The 19390-nt window shown below is 44.8% G+C and carries 20 protein-coding genes; 15 read left to right on the plus strand and 5 right to left on the minus strand.

Annotated elements, in window-relative coordinates:
* Positions 1-31: 31 nt before the first annotated feature.
* From cpaB to D328_RS31540, 15 genes are all read left to right on the plus strand, one after another.
* Positions 32-790, plus strand: a complete 759-nt coding sequence (cpaB, locus tag D328_RS0114365) for a Flp pilus assembly protein CpaB (RefSeq protein WP_018885725.1) — start codon at positions 32-34, stop codon at positions 788-790.
* The gene (locus D328_RS29165; RefSeq protein ID WP_018885726.1) at positions 780-1628 is read left to right on the plus strand and encodes a ParA family protein; all 849 of its coding nucleotides are present in this window, start codon (positions 780-782) and stop codon (positions 1626-1628) included. Before cpaB ends, D328_RS29165 begins: the two co-directional genes overlap by 11 nt.
* Entirely contained in the window at positions 1628-2971 is a 1344-nt protein-coding gene (locus D328_RS0114375) for a CpaF/VirB11 family protein (RefSeq protein ID WP_018885727.1), read from the plus strand. The genes D328_RS29165 and D328_RS0114375 overlap by 1 nt, the downstream gene beginning before the upstream one ends.
* A complete protein-coding gene (locus tag D328_RS0114380) occupies positions 2968-3906 on the plus strand; it encodes a hypothetical protein (RefSeq protein WP_018885728.1) in 939 nt (312 codons plus the stop codon). Before D328_RS0114375 ends, D328_RS0114380 begins: the two co-directional genes overlap by 4 nt.
* Before the next feature lie 12 nt (positions 3907-3918).
* Positions 3919-4128: a hypothetical protein gene (locus tag D328_RS0114385; protein ID WP_018885729.1), complete on the plus strand. Its 210-nt coding sequence runs from the start codon at positions 3919-3921 to the stop codon at positions 4126-4128.
* Positions 4128-4874 (plus strand): JAB domain-containing protein, encoded by a 747-nt coding sequence (locus D328_RS0114390; protein WP_018885730.1) that lies wholly within the window; start codon positions 4128-4130, stop codon positions 4872-4874. Before D328_RS0114385 ends, D328_RS0114390 begins: the two co-directional genes overlap by 1 nt.
* Before the next feature lie 17 nt (positions 4875-4891).
* The gene (locus D328_RS0114395) at positions 4892-5764 is read left to right on the plus strand and encodes a hypothetical protein (protein WP_018885731.1); all 873 of its coding nucleotides are present in this window, start codon (positions 4892-4894) and stop codon (positions 5762-5764) included.
* Between the two features lie 36 nt (positions 5765-5800).
* Positions 5801-6193, plus strand: a complete 393-nt coding sequence (locus D328_RS0114400; RefSeq protein WP_018885732.1) for a DUF4320 family protein — start codon at positions 5801-5803, stop codon at positions 6191-6193.
* The gene (locus D328_RS0114405; RefSeq protein WP_018885733.1) at positions 6190-6732 is read left to right on the plus strand and encodes a hypothetical protein; all 543 of its coding nucleotides are present in this window, start codon (positions 6190-6192) and stop codon (positions 6730-6732) included. Before D328_RS0114400 ends, D328_RS0114405 begins: the two co-directional genes overlap by 4 nt.
* 128 nt (positions 6733-6860) lie before the next feature.
* A complete protein-coding gene (locus D328_RS30310; RefSeq protein ID WP_018885734.1) occupies positions 6861-7475 on the plus strand; it encodes a DUF6550 family protein in 615 nt (204 codons plus the stop codon).
* 79 nt (positions 7476-7554) lie between these two features.
* Entirely contained in the window at positions 7555-9297 is a 1743-nt protein-coding gene (locus D328_RS0114415) for a hypothetical protein (protein ID WP_018885735.1), read from the plus strand.
* Positions 9298-9315: 18 nt separating this feature from the next.
* Positions 9316-9987, plus strand: coding sequence for a hypothetical protein (locus D328_RS0114420; protein WP_018885736.1), 672 nt, complete (start codon positions 9316-9318; stop codon positions 9985-9987).
* A gap of 198 nt (positions 9988-10185) precedes the next feature.
* Positions 10186-10812 carry a C39 family peptidase gene (locus D328_RS0114425; protein WP_018885737.1) on the plus strand — a complete coding sequence of 209 codons (627 nt, stop codon included), beginning with the start codon at positions 10186-10188 and terminating at the stop codon, positions 10810-10812.
* A 13-nt stretch (positions 10813-10825) separates the two neighbouring features.
* Complete coding sequence (locus D328_RS0114430) at positions 10826-12643, plus strand: VirB4 family type IV secretion system protein (protein ID WP_018885738.1); 1818 nt, start codon at positions 10826-10828, stop codon at positions 12641-12643.
* 95 nt (positions 12644-12738) lie between these two features.
* Positions 12739-13770 (plus strand): hypothetical protein, encoded by a 1032-nt coding sequence (locus tag D328_RS31540; RefSeq protein WP_018885740.1) that lies wholly within the window; start codon positions 12739-12741, stop codon positions 13768-13770.
* Positions 13771-14276: 506 nt separating this feature from the next.
* Here the strand turns inward: D328_RS31540 and D328_RS31820 are convergent.
* The 5 genes from D328_RS31820 to D328_RS0114465 form a co-directional block, all read right to left on the minus strand.
* Positions 14277-15110, minus strand: coding sequence for a methyl-accepting chemotaxis protein (locus D328_RS31820; RefSeq protein ID WP_018885741.1), 834 nt, complete (start codon positions 15108-15110; stop codon positions 14277-14279).
* 294 nt (positions 15111-15404) lie between these two features.
* Complete coding sequence (locus D328_RS0114450; protein WP_018885742.1) at positions 15405-16235, minus strand: oxidoreductase; 831 nt, start codon at positions 16233-16235, stop codon at positions 15405-15407.
* A gap of 72 nt (positions 16236-16307) precedes the next feature.
* Positions 16308-17144 (minus strand): SDR family NAD(P)-dependent oxidoreductase, encoded by an 837-nt coding sequence (locus D328_RS0114455; protein WP_018885743.1) that lies wholly within the window; start codon positions 17142-17144, stop codon positions 16308-16310.
* A gap of 53 nt (positions 17145-17197) precedes the next feature.
* Positions 17198-17938, minus strand: coding sequence for an SDR family oxidoreductase (locus D328_RS0114460; RefSeq protein WP_018885744.1), 741 nt, complete (start codon positions 17936-17938; stop codon positions 17198-17200).
* 58 nt (positions 17939-17996) lie between these two features.
* Positions 17997-19130 carry an NADH-dependent flavin oxidoreductase gene (locus D328_RS0114465; RefSeq protein WP_018885745.1) on the minus strand — a complete coding sequence of 378 codons (1134 nt, stop codon included), beginning with the start codon at positions 19128-19130 and terminating at the stop codon, positions 17997-17999.
* Between the last annotated feature and the right edge of the window lie 260 nt (positions 19131-19390).

The following is a 19390-nucleotide window of genomic DNA, read 5'->3' on the forward strand; positions in this document are numbered from 1 at the left end:
GTCTATCCCAAGAATCAAGGAGGTTTTTCTATTGAAATCATGGTTCCGAAATCGCACAATCGTGGGCATCGTTTGTATTGTGTTTTCTCTTATTCTCACCCTGGGCATAGCCCCTCTTTTAAACCAGGCAAGCAACGAGCAGATTGCTATCGTCCGTCTCGCTAAAGACGTTCCGAAAGGCGCTATTATTACCGCCGATCAAATCGAGTCTGTTCAGGTAGGAGCGTATCACTTACCCCAAGAAGTATTGACTTCATCTCAAGCCGTTATTGGTCAGTACGCTGCTGTTGACCTAAAAAGAAACGATTATATCCTGCCTTCCAAATTATCCAACACCCCGCTAGATGCATATCTTAGCCGCTTGGACGGAAATAAACAGGCTATTTCCGTCACTATTAAAAGCCTCGCTGCCGGGCTGTCCGGTAAGCTCCAGCCTGGCGATATCGTGACGATCATCGCTTCAGATTACGGTGAACTTCGTACTACAACTCTTCTGCCGGAGTTGCAATATGTGGAGGTTTTGGCTGCAACAACAAGTAGTGGACATGATGCACAACAAAATAACCAACCTGACCAAGAGCAGGACGAACAGGCGCTGCCTTCAACACTAACTATGCTGGTCACGCCTGAACAGGCCAAGCTTTTAGCTGATCTGGAGAAAAAGAGCAAGCTCCATGCAGCGCTCGTCTATCGCGGTGATGCCAACACTGCAAAGGCATTTACCGATCAACAGGATGCCTACTTTGCTTCCAAGATGACACAGAAAGAGGAGGGTGCTCATGAGCAATAAATCCTTGATAGCCGTTTGGGGCAGCCCAAACAGCGGCAAAACCGTCACGACGGTCAAGTTGGCACAAGCCTTCGCCGCGCAGAAGCAAAATGTGCTTGTCCTCTGCTGCGACGCACTCTGCCCTTCCGTATCTACAATTGCCCCACAGGGAGCTGCTAACCATCATTCTCTTGGAGAATTGCTTAGTCTGCCAGCCTTAACACAAGAAGACTTGCTTCGTTATGCGCTGCCACTGGACGTGTCGCCTCACATTGCCTTCTTTGGCTATAAGAAGGGCGACAACGCCTTTACCTATGCCAGCTACAATCGGGAACGTGCGGTAGACCTATTGACCTTGGCTCGCCATTTGGCAGATGTCGTATTGGTGGATTGCAGCAGCTTTCTCTCTGCTGACCCACTTTCCACCGTTGCGCTGGAGCTTGCAGATCATGTCGTTCGTCTGCATAGCTGTGACTTGAAAAGCCTGATGTTTTACGCTTCCTATCTACCGCTCGTATCTGATGCCAGATTCCGCCGTGCCTCCTTGGTTTCTGTCTTGTCCAATGTAAAGCCAGGGCAGGACAGCCGAGAGTATAGCCAGGTGTTCGGTGGTATTCAGGTGATGCTCCCTCATATACCTGATTTGGAACAACAAGCGGCTGCTGCTCGATTGCTGGATGAAAGTTCTGGCAAAGAAGCAGTCGAATATTCAAAAGCAATTCGACTCATCATGGCTCAGCTTCACCCTGAGGATCAGCCATCCTCCGCACCAAGACAGAAGAAGAACCTCTCTATTTCTTTATCAAGATTGCTCCTCCGATTACAGCAGTTATGGCCGAAGCGCCGAGGTGACAAGTAATGAACAACGCTTCTCTTTTTTTCACAGCCACCGAATCTAAGGCATTTACTGATGTCCTGCAAGACGTACAGGGCTACTTGTCTGGCAAATATGCCACACTGATGAGTCACAAGCCAGAAGAGCAAAAACAACAGTTAATTTCGTATATGAGTCAATATTTGACGGACAAACGGCTACATGTTCCGGGAATTTCCTTTGACGAATTGATTACTCGGCTCTACGCCGAGATGGTTGAATACTCCTTTTTGACTCGCTATTTATTTGCCAAAGAGGTTGAGGAAATCAATATTAACGGCTATAACGATGTGAAAATCAGCTATACCGATGGACGCATCCTGCCAGCCGATGAACAGTTCACTTCACCCGATCATGCTGTCGATGTTATTCGCCGGCTGCTGCATCAGTCAGGGATGATTCTCGATTACTCGCAACCTATCGTGCGCGGCCACTTGGCGAACAACATCCGTATTACCGTGTTTGGCCCACCAGTTACAGATAAGGAAAAAGGCATTGCCGCTTCCATTCGGATTATTAACCCACAGAAGCTGGCACGAGAGGACTTTATCCAAAACGGAACAGCAACCGCTACGATGCTCGATTTTTTAAGCCTTTGCTTGCGCTATGGCCTGTCCATGTGTGTAACCGGAGCGACAGGAAGCGGAAAAACCACGCTAATGAGCTGGCTGCTATCTACAATCCCCTATGACAAACGGATATTTACGATTGAGCAAGGCGCACGAGAGTTTGATCTGGTCATTGTCGATGATTCAGGCCATGTATTAAACAATGTCGTGCATACGGTTACCCGCTCCAGCGAAGACCCTCGTCAGCATATTGACCAGGAGAAGTTACTGGAGTTTGCCCTGACTGCCAACCCCGATGTCATTTGCGTAGGGGAAATGAAATCCGCCGAAGCTTTTGCTGCCCAAGAAGCTGCCCGTACAGGGCATACCGTTATTACGACTACCCATGCTAACTCCTGCCTTTCCACGTACTACCGAATGGTAACGCTTTGTACGCAAAAATATGAAATGAACGATACCACGTTGTACAACCTCGTCACAGAAGCCTTTCCCTTAGTATTGTTTGTTAAAAAGCTAGAGGACAATTCGCGGCGCATCATGGAAGTAACGGAGTGCTGTATTCTACCCAATGGCAATCGTGAGGTTATTACTCTCTATCGGTATGCAGTTCATACCACAAAAGAAATTGCCGGAAAAACCGTTATTGAGGGTGACTACGAGAAGGTTAACGACATTTCTCCTAGCCTTCAAAAACGGTTGCTCGAAAATGGACTTCCGCTGTCTCAACTCGACATGTTGCTCGGAGGTGAAAACGCGTGATTCTACTACTACTTCTAGCTTTTTTCGGCCTTTCCGCTGGCATTCTTTTTTTGCTCACTCTCTCTCCACGAACTTTCTTTCAAGAGTTTGCTCATCTGCTAACTCATGTTCAGCCTCGCAAGCTTCCTATCGGCAAGCGTATCCGTACTGTTCAACATCCAAAAAAACTCAAGGGCTGGCGTGCCACCATTCAGGAAGCGAAAACGATTCTTAGTCAAACAGGACAATCTGACAAGTTTGGACTACTCACCGTCATTTCTCTTGGGCTGACCATCGTCGGTGCGGTATTAGCCTTACTGCTAGACAACATGTGGCTGGTACCAGTCCTGGCAGCAGGCTTTGCGCTCATCCCATTCTGGCTGGTACTGTTTACTTCAACGTTCTATAAAAAACGACTCCATACTGAACTGGAAACGGCACTCTCGATCATAACGACCTCCTATTTGCGAAGTGAAAATATATTGGCCGCAGTAGATGAAAACGTACCATACTTGAATCCCCCTATCGCTGATGTTTTTCAGGCATTTTTAGCGGAATCTAAGCTTATTCATGCAAATCTTCGCCTTGCTTTGGAGCAGCTCAAGGGTAGAATCCATGATAGCGTATTTCAGGAATGGTGTGATGCTTTGATTGCTTGCCAAGAAGACCGGACGTTAAAAACAACTCTTATGCCTATTGTATCCAAGTTATCGGATATGCGTGTCGTCTCAGCCGAACTCGATTACCTTCTGTACGAGCCGTTAAAGGAATATATCACCATGGCACTGCTCATGTTGGGCAATATTCCGCTGCTTTACTTCCTAAATCGGGATTGGTTCGTCACCTTGACGTCCAGCACACCGGGTCAGATTATTTTGGCACTATGTAGTGTAACGCTATTTGTCTCTTTTGCAGCCGTCATCCGTTTAACCCGACCACTGGAGTACAAACGATAGAGGAGTGATACGATGTCTGCATCCGAAACAACTAACATGTTGGGTGAATTGCTGGAGGTTTCTCCTCAAGAGCAGGGGCAGTTAGCTAGGCTAATGTCACAGAATGGAACCGTTCAATTTTGGAAGAGACTAGAAGATTGGGACCTGTCCGCTGAATTATTAGAGAAATTAAAGGCGGTAAAACAAGTGTTACAGGCTATGGAGGGAGGAATAGATACCTGATGGCTACTCCTCCACTCGATGAACTAATGATTGCGGACTACGTGAAATCTCTTCATAAGTTGACAGGAATCCCGCTCCGCAAACTACAGCAATATGGGGCTCATAACAATTTACTCAATGCAGTTGAGCATCCATACGCATTAGAATTGACGACGAAACAGCTTCACAAGGTGGAGCAGCTCAATGCCTTTCTCCGCTCTCATCGAGTTCTGCAGTGGGAAGAGGAAAATGCAAAACAGAAAATCTCTAGTCCCGAATCAGCTCATCGCTATTTTTCCGCTTTTTTAAGTGGTGTTAAGGATCGGGAACAATTTATGGCCGCTTTCCTCGATATTAAAAATCAAGTCATTGAGACGCGTATCATTTCCGAGGGAGGCGTTTCGGAAGCACTTGTACATCCACGCAGCGTATTGAAAGCTGCATTAAACTGCGATTGCTCCTCCATCATCTTAGCTCACAATCATCCAAGCGGTATTCCAACACCATCTCATGAAGATATGATACTGACACAGCGGATGGTCACCATATTTGATCCGCTCCACATTAACGTGTTGGATCATATCATTATTGGCGGTACAAACTTTGCTTCCTTGGCTGAATTGGGACAAATGCCCCGTGTAGCGGAAAAGGCTCCTTCTTATGAAGTTATTACAGCAACAGCCCGTGAACGATCCATTAAGTATGCTTTCGAAGAGTTGGGGCATGAAATTGGAGATGAGCTTTCAGATGATGAATGGGAGCGCTAAAGGAGATGTGAACGTCAATGATAGGATGGTTGGTTAGCTTCGACTTGTTTATGACGGTCGGGGCTTATTTGATTTTAGCTACTTGGCTCAAGTTACCTACAATTGCATCTACACGTGCCATCCTCAAGGTGGCAAAGATCGGGAAGCAGAAAGATTCATCCGTTCAAGCGCTTCTCTTTCGTTTGTCTGCGTGGCTGGCAGGGAAGATGATACTTAGCGACTACTTTAAACGAAAGACAGCAGCGACCTTGCGCTCAGCGGGGATTCAAACGACGCCAGAAGCTTATATAGCCGGTGCCATTGTTAAAGGTACGATTATTTTCGGAAGCGGTTTGCTTCTGCTACCGCTCTTGCCGCTCGTATTCCCTGTGTTTGTCTTCCTCGCTATTGCTATCTTTTTCAAGGAATCTCGAAGCGCAAACGAGATTGTAAGGAAAAAGCGGGAGCAAATCGAAGTGGAGCTGCCGCGCTTTGTCGCTACGGTTGCCCAAGAATTAAAAGCTTCAAGGGATGTTCTGCGTATAGTTGAGGTTTACGCCAAACATGCAGGCGACAGCTTGCAAAGTGAACTTTGGATGACGATTGCCGATATGAAAAGCGGTAATCAAGAAACGGCACTCTTGCGGTTGGAGGCGCGTATTGGCAGCACCATGCTTTCGGATGTCGTGCGGGGGCTACTGGCAGTCATGCGCGGCGATCAAGGCGTTGTGTACTTTGAAATGCTGGCCCACGATTTTAAAATCATGGAAATTCAACGACTAAAGCTTATCGCTATGAAGCGTCCGGGCAAAATCCGCAAATATTCCTTCTATATGCTTATGTGCTTCATGTTGATGTACATGGTCATCTTGGGCATGGAGATTATGAAGGCGATGAGCAAGTTGTTTTAGCCTCTCGTCCAATTCCATGTAGAAAGGAGTCTCCTTATGAAGTTTCTCACCAACAAGCGAGGCGAGGGCTATATAGATGTGGTTGTCCTAATATTGGCTATCATGCTATGTATTGCGCTGGTCGTAAAGGTGCTGCCTGTATTTATTGCAAAACATCAACTAGACACGTTCGCAGCTGAATTGGTACGTGAGGCCGAAATCTCTGGCAGAGTCGGGTTAGAAACATCAGTACGTGAAGCAAAGTTGCAAATGCAGACAGGACTTCGTCCTACGATCACATGGAGCAAAACAGGGCCAATCCAGATTAATGAGGAAATCTCTGTTACGCTGCAAACGTCCACTAATATTGGCTTATTCGGTAGTTTTGGGTCTTTCCCGATTGAGTTAACCGCTAAGGCCAGTGGAAAAAGCGAGGTGTATTGGAAGTGAAACGTTTCTGGCAAAATCGTTCCGGAAGCGGCTTTCCTTTAGTGATAGCCATTGTCCTGGCAGTGCTGATTGTTTCCTGCGCCGTATATGAATACTTGCGCCTGACCATCATCGCTGCTGGTGTTCGTGATGCTGTCCAAAGCGCCATCATTTCCGTAGCAACAGAAAACTACAGCAATGTATATCCGGGTCTTCGCCAAAGCTATTCCGGTGGTTTCGGCCGCTCCTCAAGCCAATGGACGGAACAGCTTTCCACAGGTGATATTTACTCACAGCTCACTGAAACACTAGGATTGATCCCAGAAAACGGCCAATATGTAAAGCGAACAGGGACTCAGCTCGAATATTCACTGTCCAACCTGACTGTAACGATCCTCAATGCCCCTTTTGCCCCAAGTGATCCAAATAACATTCGACAATTTACCGCTCAGGCTGTAATCCATCTAAAGGTTCCTTTATCCTTTGGCTGGAGTCACTTGCCTCCAATGGAAGCAGATCTCTCCATACAGGCTGTATATCGACCTCGATTTAGTAAATAACATGCTCCAACAAAATTATTCACTCATTGACATCCATGTTTCTATTGGTATTTACAGAATTATACAGTATGATAGAGATATAACTCTATCTCACATAAGATATTTCAATATAAAGGAGTTGGGTAAATATGAAAAGAAAGTCCTGGCTGCTTGCTGGTGGAATTACCATCATCTTAGCCCTTGGTGCATGGACCATATGGAACGGAGTATCTAAGCATGCCGAGGATGAGATTCCGTCTAAAGCTGTTGTAATTCCAGAAACATCGACTTCTCCTGCCATCAAAGTACCAGAAATTTCGACACCCCCTACCGAGCATTCTTCCACTCCGTCTTCCTCAGATTCACAATCTACCAACTCTACATCTGTTCCTAGTGTTGATTCTGCAACCAAGTCTGAGCCAACAACATCTGAAACACCTGTTCTTCAACCGGAAAAAGAGAAGAAGCATGTTGAAGTACAGATTACGAAACCGGAAAAGACAGCACAACCTACAGAGCCACCTAAACCCAAGGTAAAGGAGCCGGAAAAAGAGCAATCTCCTGCTGCTCCACCTCAGTACGAGGAAAAAGAAACTCACCCAAATAAAGAAACGACTACCACACCAAAAGCCGGGGATAAAAATAGCAAAGGTCAGGTTTATGTTCCAGGCTTTGGCTGGGTTGAGGATCAGGGAGGCGGGACTCAGGAAATTGATACTGGCAATGAAGGAGATATTAATAAACAAGTCGGAAGCATGGATTAAACCGAAAACATAGATTTTCAAGAAAAGGTACAGCTCATTCTCATAGCTGTGCCTTTTTATTTTGGGAGGGTTATAAGTAATGAGAAAATTATACAAGTCTGTATTTGCTTTAATTATCATTGCTGTGATGTTCTCATCGACTATCATCTATGCTGATGGAAGCGGTGAAGGAAATATTGATAATGGTGGCGGCGGGATGGGCAATGGCACCGGGACAAATTTCTGGAATACAAATGATGAAGGCGTTAGAGTGACGGTTATCCGAGCTAGTGATGAGACTCCTGTCACAGCTCCAATTGATTTTACAAATCGCACTCCTTCAAAATCACTTATTCATTTTGGAAAATACAGCAAAGTACATTATCGAAATGGGACTACTTTGCGTCCCTCCACCGCTTCTTATACGTATGTTCAGCCTGATGAAAAGCTTCCTTACATCATTAAGACAAATCGAGCCACCCCTAGTCTTGAAGAGATAAAAAAGTATTTTTGCTCGGAATATATGGCCAAACGAATTGCAAATGCTACTCATATTGATTATGAGACGTTAATAAACGGAAATTACAAACTTCTCCTTGAACCTATCGCCTATATTACCTTCCAAGGTACAAAAATGGCGATGACTGCTCATGAAGCAGCCTTGTACGATCAAATTCTTAGTGGCGGTTTGCGCTCTAAAATGACCAGCCTTACTCATCAGAATTTACCGTTGGCAATGTTCCTCGAAACCCCTGATCTTGGTTTTCCTGCTTGGAACGGTTCAACCAGCAGTCGTGTGAGTAATGACCAAATCTTATCTTCTCTGGGTATTGGTATTGTCCGTTTCAAGGATGCTCCGACTACCCCGCCACCTGTTAAAACCCATGTTGAGTATCGAACAAATACCGATGTCATTACCTCCGTTGTTCTCTCCACTTCCAATCAGATTAATCCCAAAGCGCCCGCCAGCGTAACCTTTTCTATTATAGGAAGTAGCCTCACCGTGACGAATATTGTTATTCCCGAGGGAGATAGTCAACTTGTATGGGTAAAGTGGCGAACGCCCAGCACACCACAAACAGTTTCTATTCAGGTCAGATCCACAGATGGCAGCTTAAGCGAAAATGTCATCCAAGCAGCTATTGTAGATTTAGATCAAAACCCTCCTCCCGATCCTAAAGCCACAGATCGAAACTCCGCTTTTAAACTACCCTCTGTCCCTGCTTATTCCGGTAAAACCTCAACTTCCTGGGGTGTATGGTCAGCGCTCTGGCATGAATATTGGGTATGGAAATCAAACTGGCAATGGCACAGCTCCGGAAAGGACAGTGGATATTGGCAAGATCACGGTTATTGGAAAGACGAAGGCTGGTGGGATTACCATCGTACAAGCTACACCGCCTCACTATCCGCAAGCCAGTCCATTGCTCCTGATTCCAAATCTCCTATTCGCGCAACCAGTCAATTGAAATCCGGTTATGGCATTGAGATAAACAGCACCACTTCACTATCCTCCAATTCGCCAAGCAGTCATATCACCGGCGCCCAACATGCCCTCTCTTACTTTCCTGAATTCACATATCAGAAATACTGGCGTCTGCACGACGTTAAAGCACCAGGATATAACGCCAACTTTTGGCTAAAGCCCAATGAATATTCCACCTATAATAGCCGGGTTCATTTTACTCCCATCTGGTTCCCTGACGGCCGTTACACCCCCATTACCCGCATCCTGGATGCATGGACCCCTGCTGGGATGTTGACGCTTCAACTACAAAGTACGATTACGATTTCTGGCAATCTTTTCTCAGACTGGCACATTGCTCCCCAGAATCCCAAATAGAAAGAAGGTGCTGCTTCTATGCTGCTGCCTATTATCATCCTGCTCCTCTGCCTTGTCGGTGGGGGGGCTGTTTTATTGTACCTGAAATCGAGCAAACCCAAATCAAGGGAACAAACGAGCCAGAACGGTCACACGGCTCAACAATTCGTGAACGTACAAGATATTCGCGGGAATTTCCTTTTTACACAGGATGGTTGGCTACTATGCTATTTGCGGATTTTCCCTATCAGTCTTGACTTGCTCAGTGCTTCAGAGAAAAAACTACTCATTCAAAAACTGACAGCCGAATTATCTTCCATCCGCTTTCCCTTCAAATTTCTTGCGGTTAGCCGTCCGGTGGATATTTCTCCTCTCATTTCCGAGCTGGCTTCCGCACTTCCCGCTGCTGATCCAAAACAGAAGGAACTACTGCGGCAAGAAATTGCTGAGATGAACAATCTAGCTTTATCCGGTGAAGTCGTCGAACGGCAGTTTTACTTGATTTTATGGCAACGTCAGGAAAGCGGTGAGCGTGACCTGTTAGAAAAAGCAAAGCGACTTGTACAGCATTTTGAGGACGGACAAGTCCAGACTCATGTACTAAAGCAGCATGAAATTGTTCAATTGTGTAATTTGGTCAACAACCCGGCTTATACCCATTTGGAAGATGCCGAGACCAAAGCAGCTATTCCGTTTATTAGTGAGGTGTGAATCATCGAGCCTACTACTGCAAAACTGCTTGCCAAGCTCGCTGTCAAAGTTGCAACAGATGAAAAAACACGCAAACGGTTATGGATACTCATACTGGCGCTTATTGTTGGTTTCCTGCTTCTCGTATCTCTGGTGCTGCAACTTCTTACCTCTCCGATTGAATCCCTCAAACTGATGCTGGGAGCCGGAGAGGAACCTGTGGTTAATGAGCTGCGGATGAACTATGGCTTCACGCAACTGCTCCAAGAGACAGATGAAGGCTATACCGAGAGCTTGGGGCAGCAATACGAAGGGGTTATTTTGAAAGACGGAAGTCGGGAAGTGGTCTATTTCAATCAGTTGGATCAACGTTGGGACGATAAGCCTTACGGCCCTCGTGGCACCATTGGTGTTTCCGGTTGTGGGCCTACTTCGCTGGCTATGGTCGTATCGACGTTGACCGGAACAACCGTCGATCCAATTGCCATGTCCAAGTGGGCATATGACAACGGATATCTGGCAGAAGGTAACGGCAGCTACCATAGTCTGATTCCTGATGGAGCCAAGCATTTTGGCTTGCAAGTTACCGGGGCCTCGCTCAAAGATTCGCAAAAAGTATTGGATGCTCTCTCCAACGGAAAATTAGTCATTGCGATTATGAGCAAAGGGCATTTCACCTCATCCGGTCATTTTCTGGTACTGCGCGGCGTAACTACGGAAGGGGAAATTTTAGTTGCAGATTCAGCCAGTCGCAAACGCAGTGGGCAAACGTGGGACTTCTCCATCATTTTGAATGAAGCTCGCAAGAATGCCGCAGCAGGCGGTCCTTTTTGGATCATCAGTTAGAGGAGGCACTCGCATGGTAAAAGCCGAAAAAAAAGAAATGAACGTCAACACTTCTTTGTTAAATGTCATTACCCCCATGGGATTGGAGTTTTCACGAAACAGTCTTATCATCGGTGAGCAAGCTGCGAAGCTATATGGTGTTATACAGTATCCACCCAAAGCAAACGTAGGCTGGCTATCCTCCCTTACCAATCTCCCTTCCACAATGGTATCCATCAGCTTCCAGCCTATTGATAATAGTGCGCTCATCACAGCCATATCCAAGTCTATTACACAAAATCGCAGCACAGCCGACAGCGCCAAAGACCCTCTTACTCGTCAACGTGCAGAAAAGGCTGCTACAGATGGGGAAAACATTATGTTGCAAATTGACCAAAACGGAGAAACTGTTGGTCTGATGAATGTCACCGTCATGCCTTTTTCCCATAATGATCAGCTCTTTGCCCGCACCTGTCGGCGTGTTGAAAACACCTTCAGCCTGATGCGTTGCAAAATACGTACACTGGCCCACTTGCAGAAGGACAGCCTGCGCCATCTTTCTCCCATGTATCCCGCACAAGAGACACTTGAGAATATTTTAAATAGAATTATGCCGATGAGTACCTTCATTGGAGGCTTCCCTTTTGCCAGTAGCGGCTTTAACGATGGCAGCGGCTATTATCTGGCAAAGGATGCTAGCGGCGGATTAATTATCATTGACCCTTGGAAACGCGGTGGAGATCGAACCAATTCCAATATCGTCGTCATGGGCGTAGCAGGCGTAGGTAAATCAACCGCAGTCAAGCATATTGCGCTCAGCGAATATATGAAAGGCACCAAAATCATATTCATCGACCCTGAATCCGAGTACAAAGAACTTTGCCAGCAGCTAGACGGGGATTGGATCAATGCTGGCGGCGGCTCCAGCGGCAAAATTAATCCTTTGCAAATCCGTCCAGCTCCTCGCGATGAGGAAGACGAAGAACATCCGCTCTACAAGGATGAAGGACTCGGTATGTCCGATATGGCCTTGCACCTCAAAAATCTGGAGATCTTCTTCAACCTGTATATCCCCGATCTGAACATGATGCAAAAAGCGGTTCTCAAGCAATGTCTCATTGAACTATATAATCAGTTCCATATTACCTGGACAACGGATATTACCAAGCTGCAAAACATTGACTTCCCCACATTTGCTGACTTATACCAGCTCATTCAATACAAGGTGCAGACCTTGGGGGATCACGTATACAAAGAGCTTTCTCTTCTGCTCTATGACATTGCCCATGGCGGAGATTCCTTTCTTTGGAACGGTCACAGTACCATTCAGACGCGTAGCCGCTGCATCTGCCTGGACACCCACTCCCTGCAAAATACGAGTGATAATATTAAGCGGACGCAATACTTCAATTTGCTCTCGTGGTGCTGGGAGCAAATGTCGCAAGACCGCACGGAAAAGGTATTGCTGATCTGCGACGAGACATATTTAATGATCGACCCACAAGTCCCGCAAAGTCTGGTATTTCTACGTAACGTAGAAAAGCGCTCCCGGAAATATGAAGCGGCATTAGCGATTATTTCTCATAGTGTTGTGGATTTTCTGGCTCCAGAAATCAAAATGTATGGTCAAGCCTTGCTCGATATCCCCTGCATCAAGATACTAATGGGAACCGACGGGAAGAATCTTCAAGAAACAAGGGAATTGTACAACTTGACCGATGCTGAAGAAGAGTTGCTGGCAAGTAAGAAACGTGAACACGCTTTACTCATGATTGGCTCCAAGCGTATCCATGCGCATTTTGAAATCCCTGACTACAAATTTGCCTATATGGGTTCGGCTGGAGGGCGATAAAGATGGATAAACGGAAGCAACTCATAGAGTTGTTCTTTTATGTCGTTCTGGTCATTGTCGGACTTATTTTATTGATTATGAAAGAGGGATGAATCATGATTCTATATTTGACCCGCGATGTCCGTGTCAATTTGCTGGACTTTTTAGAGATGGAACAAGAGCTGCCTGTTAAAAAGCTGGTCGGAACTTTCTCCCTCTTATCCTTTGTCATTAAAGATATGCGACATTTTGCTCATGCACGCTATTTAGCTCTGGATCGAGAGGCAATAACAGAATCTGATGAAGAATTGATTCAAGCCCTGAAATCTTATCAAACTATCTATGACATGCGTATAGTGATTATTGCAGAAGGTCTTTCATCAAGCAGTCCATTTCTTCATGATCTGATTCAATTTGGGGTACTTAATATCGTCACTACTACGGAGATTGGGGAGATCCAGGCGGAACTACGAGAATGCTTTTCAGAGGACGGAATGCAACGCTTTAAGCCTGATACTCTCCCACAAGTATCAGAGGTAAAGAACCCGCCAATGCTTCTGGAAGAAAACATACAATATCACTTCAATTGCTCCAATCTCAAAATCGCCGTTGCAGGATGTGACCGACGTGTTGGTGTTACTACCACCGCAATGAATCTAGTATGTTGGATTAATGCTCATGGGGGAAAAGCCTGTTACGTGGAAGCCAATACAAACAATCATCTAGCCCATATCATTCATTTGTTTGAGCCAGAAAAGAAGGGGAATGCTTACGTTCTTGAAAATAATGACTTCTACATGACTAGGGAATTGAATCGAAACTATAATATAATTGTTTTGGATTGCGGCGTTATTACTGAGCAGCGCTTGCAAGATGATTTTGCATCAGCTAACATCCGACTACTCTGCGGTTCTTCTATGCCTTACGAACTGGTAGGTTTTTATCGGGCTGTTGAACGGTGCAAAGATTTGTCCATACAACCACTAGGGCTATTTGTTCCTGATGATATTAGGAATTATCTTACACAAACAATTGACAGAAATATTATTTTTGCAAACCACTCACACGATTTGTTTGATTCTCAAATTAATGGAGAACTGTATAAAATGCTTCTTAATAATCACCTAGGAGGTAATAGTATTGATTAGTTTTCAGTCGAAAAAGCCTTGATTACTGAAGGCGCTCCTAATTCCTAGGGCACTTAACGGTAGCATTCTATTCGGAGAAAGCTCCCATGACTTAATTAACTCAAAATACAAATAATAGGAAATATGAGATGTTACTTGCACCTTACTATTGAGTCACAATTTTTATAGGACATTTCCAACTTATCTCCTAGCACACAAAAGTCTTCTTTTCTAACATAATTGACAGCATCTTGGGGGCTAAGATCGGCACGGAACATATATAATTGATACTTTTGGAATATGGTTTAGGTGTGTGGACGTTTCAGCTGAAGTGAATTGCTGGGAATCCCAGGTGGAAGTAATAAGTAAGAACATTTACTACTATGAGTAGAGCGTTTCTCTTCTGGACCAAAACATTTCCCAACAAACAGGATTTCTACACCCCCACAAAGGGAAGAAAAATCTCTGTTTGTTATATTTAGTAACACAGGTAGGGGAACAAAACCACTGGAAAGCATCATATAATTTTATATGGAATAGCTGATTAATTGCTCAGACAGAATTTTCATCCGATTGCCGGTTTCATTCAGCTTTTCAATGACATCGGTAAAGGATTGTACCAGTGTGGCTTGTTCCTGAGAAGAGGCCGCAATATGTGAAACATCTACTTCCATCTGTTTAATAACTTGTTGCACATCTTTCAGACTGGCATTAATATCTGTGGTTGCTTGTTTTGTATCTACAGACAACTTACGAACCTCAGAAGCTACGACACCGAACCCAGCTCCTGCTTCACCTACTCGAGCAGCTTCAATCGCAGCATTAAGTCCAAGCAGATTGGTTTGTTCAGAAATTTCCCGAATGAATCCAGCCACTTTGTTGATCTGGGAAGAGTTTTGAACGGCAAGGCGTGCGTTTTCAAGTATGTGCTCGCTGGTCGCTTGCAATTCTTCGGCATGAGCCGCAACGTGTTGTACCATCTCAACAAGATTTGCATTAATGTTTTGATTTTGCTGTATAATATCTTCTAGCTGATTTTGATTAGACTGATCGTAAGCAATAGTGAAACAAGCGACAACTTGATCGTCATCATCCATGATTGGGATATTGAGAACTTGTAGTTCAAGACCGAAAACATCTTTTGGAATGATAGTCTTAGTGGCTTCACGTCCATTAATCAAGGCACTGAAGTTTTCGTACTCAGGAAGAATCGGATCGCCTGCTTTGAATCCAAGATCGAATTTATCTGTAGCAACTGAGTGCAACACTTTATTGTGATCAATAATGTTTATACAAGCTGGTTCTCTAAGGATCAAGCTAACATAGGGCATTACTTTAAGAAGAGCTTCTACAACGTTCATGAGGCAGTATCTTCCTTTCGAACATCTAAGAGTTTTTGTATTCTAAAACACACGTACACAACACGTATCTTTTATTGGAAAAAAGGGGGTGAAGGAATGTAGTCCCATCTTGATTCTATTCATGTTCACATATTTCTAAGGAGTGTAATATTGGATAATACCAACAGTTGGATTGTTTCCTGACGGCGGATCTTCCGTCGTCATTTCTTGTTCCATGATCACAGTTGATTTCAGAATAAACTAACGACCGTTCCCCGATAGAATGCCGGGAAACGGTCTCAGCTATAACACTCTTTAAATGGCGAAGTCGGTCGTCACACTTTCCCTTTTCCAAGCCTCCACTTGAGCACGATCATCTTCAAGCGCAGTACTTACCACTCGAACCGCATCGCTTCCCAATAATAACAAGGAAGGAGGATCGACAGCTTCAGCTGCCTTAATCATAAGTTGAGCCCCCTTAGAGGGATCACCCGGCTGCAATCCATGGGAGTGGTCATGTTCTTTTCGACGCTTTCCGGAAGTTTCTGCATAATCCGCCAATGTAGTTTTAGATTGCTCTAAAGAGCGACCTGAGAACTCTGTCTTAAACGCGCCTGGTTCAACGATGATCACCTTAATACCCAGAGGAGCGACTTCTTTCTGCAATCCTCTGGACATCCCTTCCAGTGCACATTTTGTTGCTGCGTAATAGCCTGAACCCGGTGCAGTGTTACGAGCCGCAATGGAAGATATATTCATAATAATTCCGCTGCGTCTCGCTCTCATACCAGGCAGTAGCGCCTTGATCATGGCGACAGGCCCGAAGAAATTAGTATCAAACAGTTTTTCAACTTGTGCTTCATCCGCTTCTTCCACAGCAGCACGGTAACCGTACCCTGCATTATTAACAAGAACATCCACTTTCCCAAAATGAGATTCCGCCTGATGCACCACTTGAGTAATCTGCTCATGGTTTGTGACATCCAATTGGAGAGCTAACGCCGAATCTGGATACACATCCACAAAATCCTGAATATCCGAAATTGTCCTCGCTGTAACGATTGCTTGATCTCCTTGCTTCAGTACAGCTTCTGCAAGACTGCGACCGAGACCACTGGAACAACCCGTAATAAACCAAACAGACATGTGAATAACTTCCTTTCCTTAAAAATGAATATAGATAGAAGACCTGATCATTTATTAACTCTTAAATTACGTTTACTCGTAAGAGAGGGATGATGACAAGTCTCGGAAAGCGTTAATTTGTTGCTGTAGTTCAGCGATCTTCTGCTCGACGGCAGCAATGGCATCTGCACCTGCAATCCAGCGCAGTGGCGGTTGTTTCTCGTTTGCAATGGTAAGCAATGCAACAGCAAGTTTGGCTGGATCTCCGCCCTGCGTACCGTTCATCGACTCCCAGACGGCGCGCGTTTTCGTCGTACGTTCTGCATAATCTTCGATGCTCAACTCGGCCCACAGGGTTGACTCAGGTTCCAGCAATTCAGTGCGGAAGAAGCCTGGTTCTACGATGGTGGTGTTAATTCCGAATGGTTCTACATCGAATCGCAAAGACTCCATCCAACCCTCAAGACCGAATTTTGATGCAGAGTAAGCTGCGCAGAAATCTTGTCCGATTAGACCGGCGAGCGAAGAGATCGAAATAATATGACCAGAGCGTTGCTTGCGCATCAAAGGCAACACAGCTCGAGTGACATTCATCGGGCCAATTAAATTGGTTGTAAGCTGCTGATCGATCTGAGCTGGGCTCAGTTCCTCAAAGTAGCCAGCATAGAAGTTAGCAGCGTTATTCACCAATACATCAATCTTGCCAAAACGCTCAACGGCTGCTTCGACAGCGGCTTCTGATTCTGCAAGGCTGGTGATATCCAACTTCACAACCAGCAGATTCGCTGATTCACCTAAAGCTTCGAATACTTTATCTGTGTTCCGGCCAGTGGCAACAACCTGATAACCCGCAGCCAAAGCTGCTTTGGCGATGTGAACACCCATTCCACGACCTGCACCTGTAATAAACCATACTTTTTTGTCTGACATTTTATTTCCTCCTACTGGATAGGTAATTTTTATGTTAAACGGATTTTTATGTTTTAGAGTGATTGGATGGTTGGACGGATGATCATTTCATTGATTGCAACATCTGCTGGCTGTTCGATTGCAAATGCAATGGCACGTGCAATGCCGGATGGATCAATCGCAATTTTCATCGCTTCAGTAATATTAGACTTTAATTCTGGGCCTGAGATGGCTTCAATTAATTCCGTATTGGTTGATCCTGGTGAGATAATCGTTGTGCGAATGTTGTTTACACATTCTTCAGCACGGAGACCTTCAGTAATGGCTCGTACTGCAAATTTGGTTCCACTATATACGGAACTCGCAGGGAATACCAAGTGACCCGCTATAGAGGAAACGTTGATGATGTGCCCTTCTTTTCGCTCTCTCATAAATGGTAGAACGGCTGCAATACCATAAAGTACACCTTTAATGTTTACATCCACCATCTGGTCCCATTCATTGACCTTCAGTTCAGCGATGGGTGATAACGGCATGACCCCGGCATTGTTAACGATCACATCAATTTTTCCAAATGCTTGGAGTGCTTCCTTCGCCAGCTCTTCCATTTGTGTATGGGAAGTTACATCCGTTACATGATAAATTGCTTTCCCACCTTGTGCTTCGATCTCTTGCTGCAACTTTTTCAAACGATCTTCACGACGTGCGGCCAAGACCAGCTTCGCGCCTTTGGCTGCCAGTTCCTTCGCAGTGGCTTCTCCAATCCCGCTAGAAGCACCTGTAATAATAACAACTTTATCTTGAATATTTGACATTTAAATAACATCCTCTCTTATATAGCACTGTGTTAAAACCTGACAAATTGTACGAAGACTACTCTTCGATGTTGAACCATGATCCTGAATCTTGAATGAAGCTCCACAGTTTTTCCGGTAACTCAAGCTCACTTACCCTAGAAGCTTTGATTGATGTTTGAATCTCAGCTTCTTGTCCACGCTGAACCTTTTCAACCCAATCCGGGTTCATGATTAACGTGTGACCAATTGCAGCCAATGACACACCCTGTTCTATAGCTTTGGCGACATCATCTGGAGTTACCAGCGAACCGGCAGCCAATAAAGGCACTCGGCCATTCACATGTGCGACAATTAGTTCCAGATATGTTTTGTCATCTTGTGTATCAACTGGCTTGGCTGTAAGAGCCGCTCCCAATGAAGCATGTACATAATCAACACCCACTTCAATCAGGCGATCAATTAATACATACGTATCCTTCATTCTCAGACCACCTTCCTGATGTTCGTCAGGAGAAATCCGATAACCGAGAATAAACGGTTTGGAAGCATGTTTTTGAATGACACGTTTCATTTCATCAATGACAGCCAGCGGGAAGCGTAAGCGATTCTCTATGGAGCCACCCCATTGATCTTCTCGTCTGTTGAAGAAAGGAGAAAAGAAGTTTTGCAGTAAAAATCCATGGGCACCATGAATTTCGACCCCGTCAAACCCTGCCTCAATCGCACGTCTGGTGGTTTCTCCAAACGCATGAATTACTTCCAGTATTTCATCATGTGAAAGTTCTCTAGGCGAAACAGAAGGCGCATATCTAGTGGCTTCCGTCTCTACAGCACTAGAGCTAACTACTTCTCCATTTGGTGTAAGAGCAGGTAATGCTTTGTTGCCAGCATGGAAAATTTGAAGAACTGCAGGAGCACCTCCACTTTTTGCTGCATCTGCTAACTTACGCAGACTCGGAATGAATGTATCATCGTAACCGGCAAATTCATTCGTAAAACCGATCCCGTTAGGTTGTACATGAGTACATCCTGTGATAACCAGTCCTACGCCACTCACTCTCTTTTGATAATATGCCACCTCGGCATTTGAAGTCGTGTAATCGTCATTACTTGACCAAGTGGTCATTGGAGCCATAACAACTCGATTTCGAAGAGTAACTCCATTTTTCAGTGCAAAAGATTCAAACATGTTGTTGTATTGTGCGTTCATTAGTTAACCTCTTTCTAAATGTTTTATATTATCAATAACGCTATTCAAATAAAATCATATGGTGATTATCAAATTATTAAAATAATCCTTACACAGAAGCATATCCTACGTAAGCCTTCCAACTTATTGAATAGCATGTTCTATCGGATGGATTCATATCCTGTAACCAAGAAGACGTTTCATCTTAACTTTGATAAGTTTATCTAAATTTTCACTCTTATAATAAACGATTAATCGATTAATTTAAAAGCATTTTATTC

It is taken from the genome of Paenibacillus massiliensis 2301065 = DSM 16942 (assembly GCF_000377505.1).
Taxonomy (GTDB): Bacteria; Bacillota; Bacilli; order Paenibacillales; family Paenibacillaceae; genus Paenibacillus; species Paenibacillus massiliensis.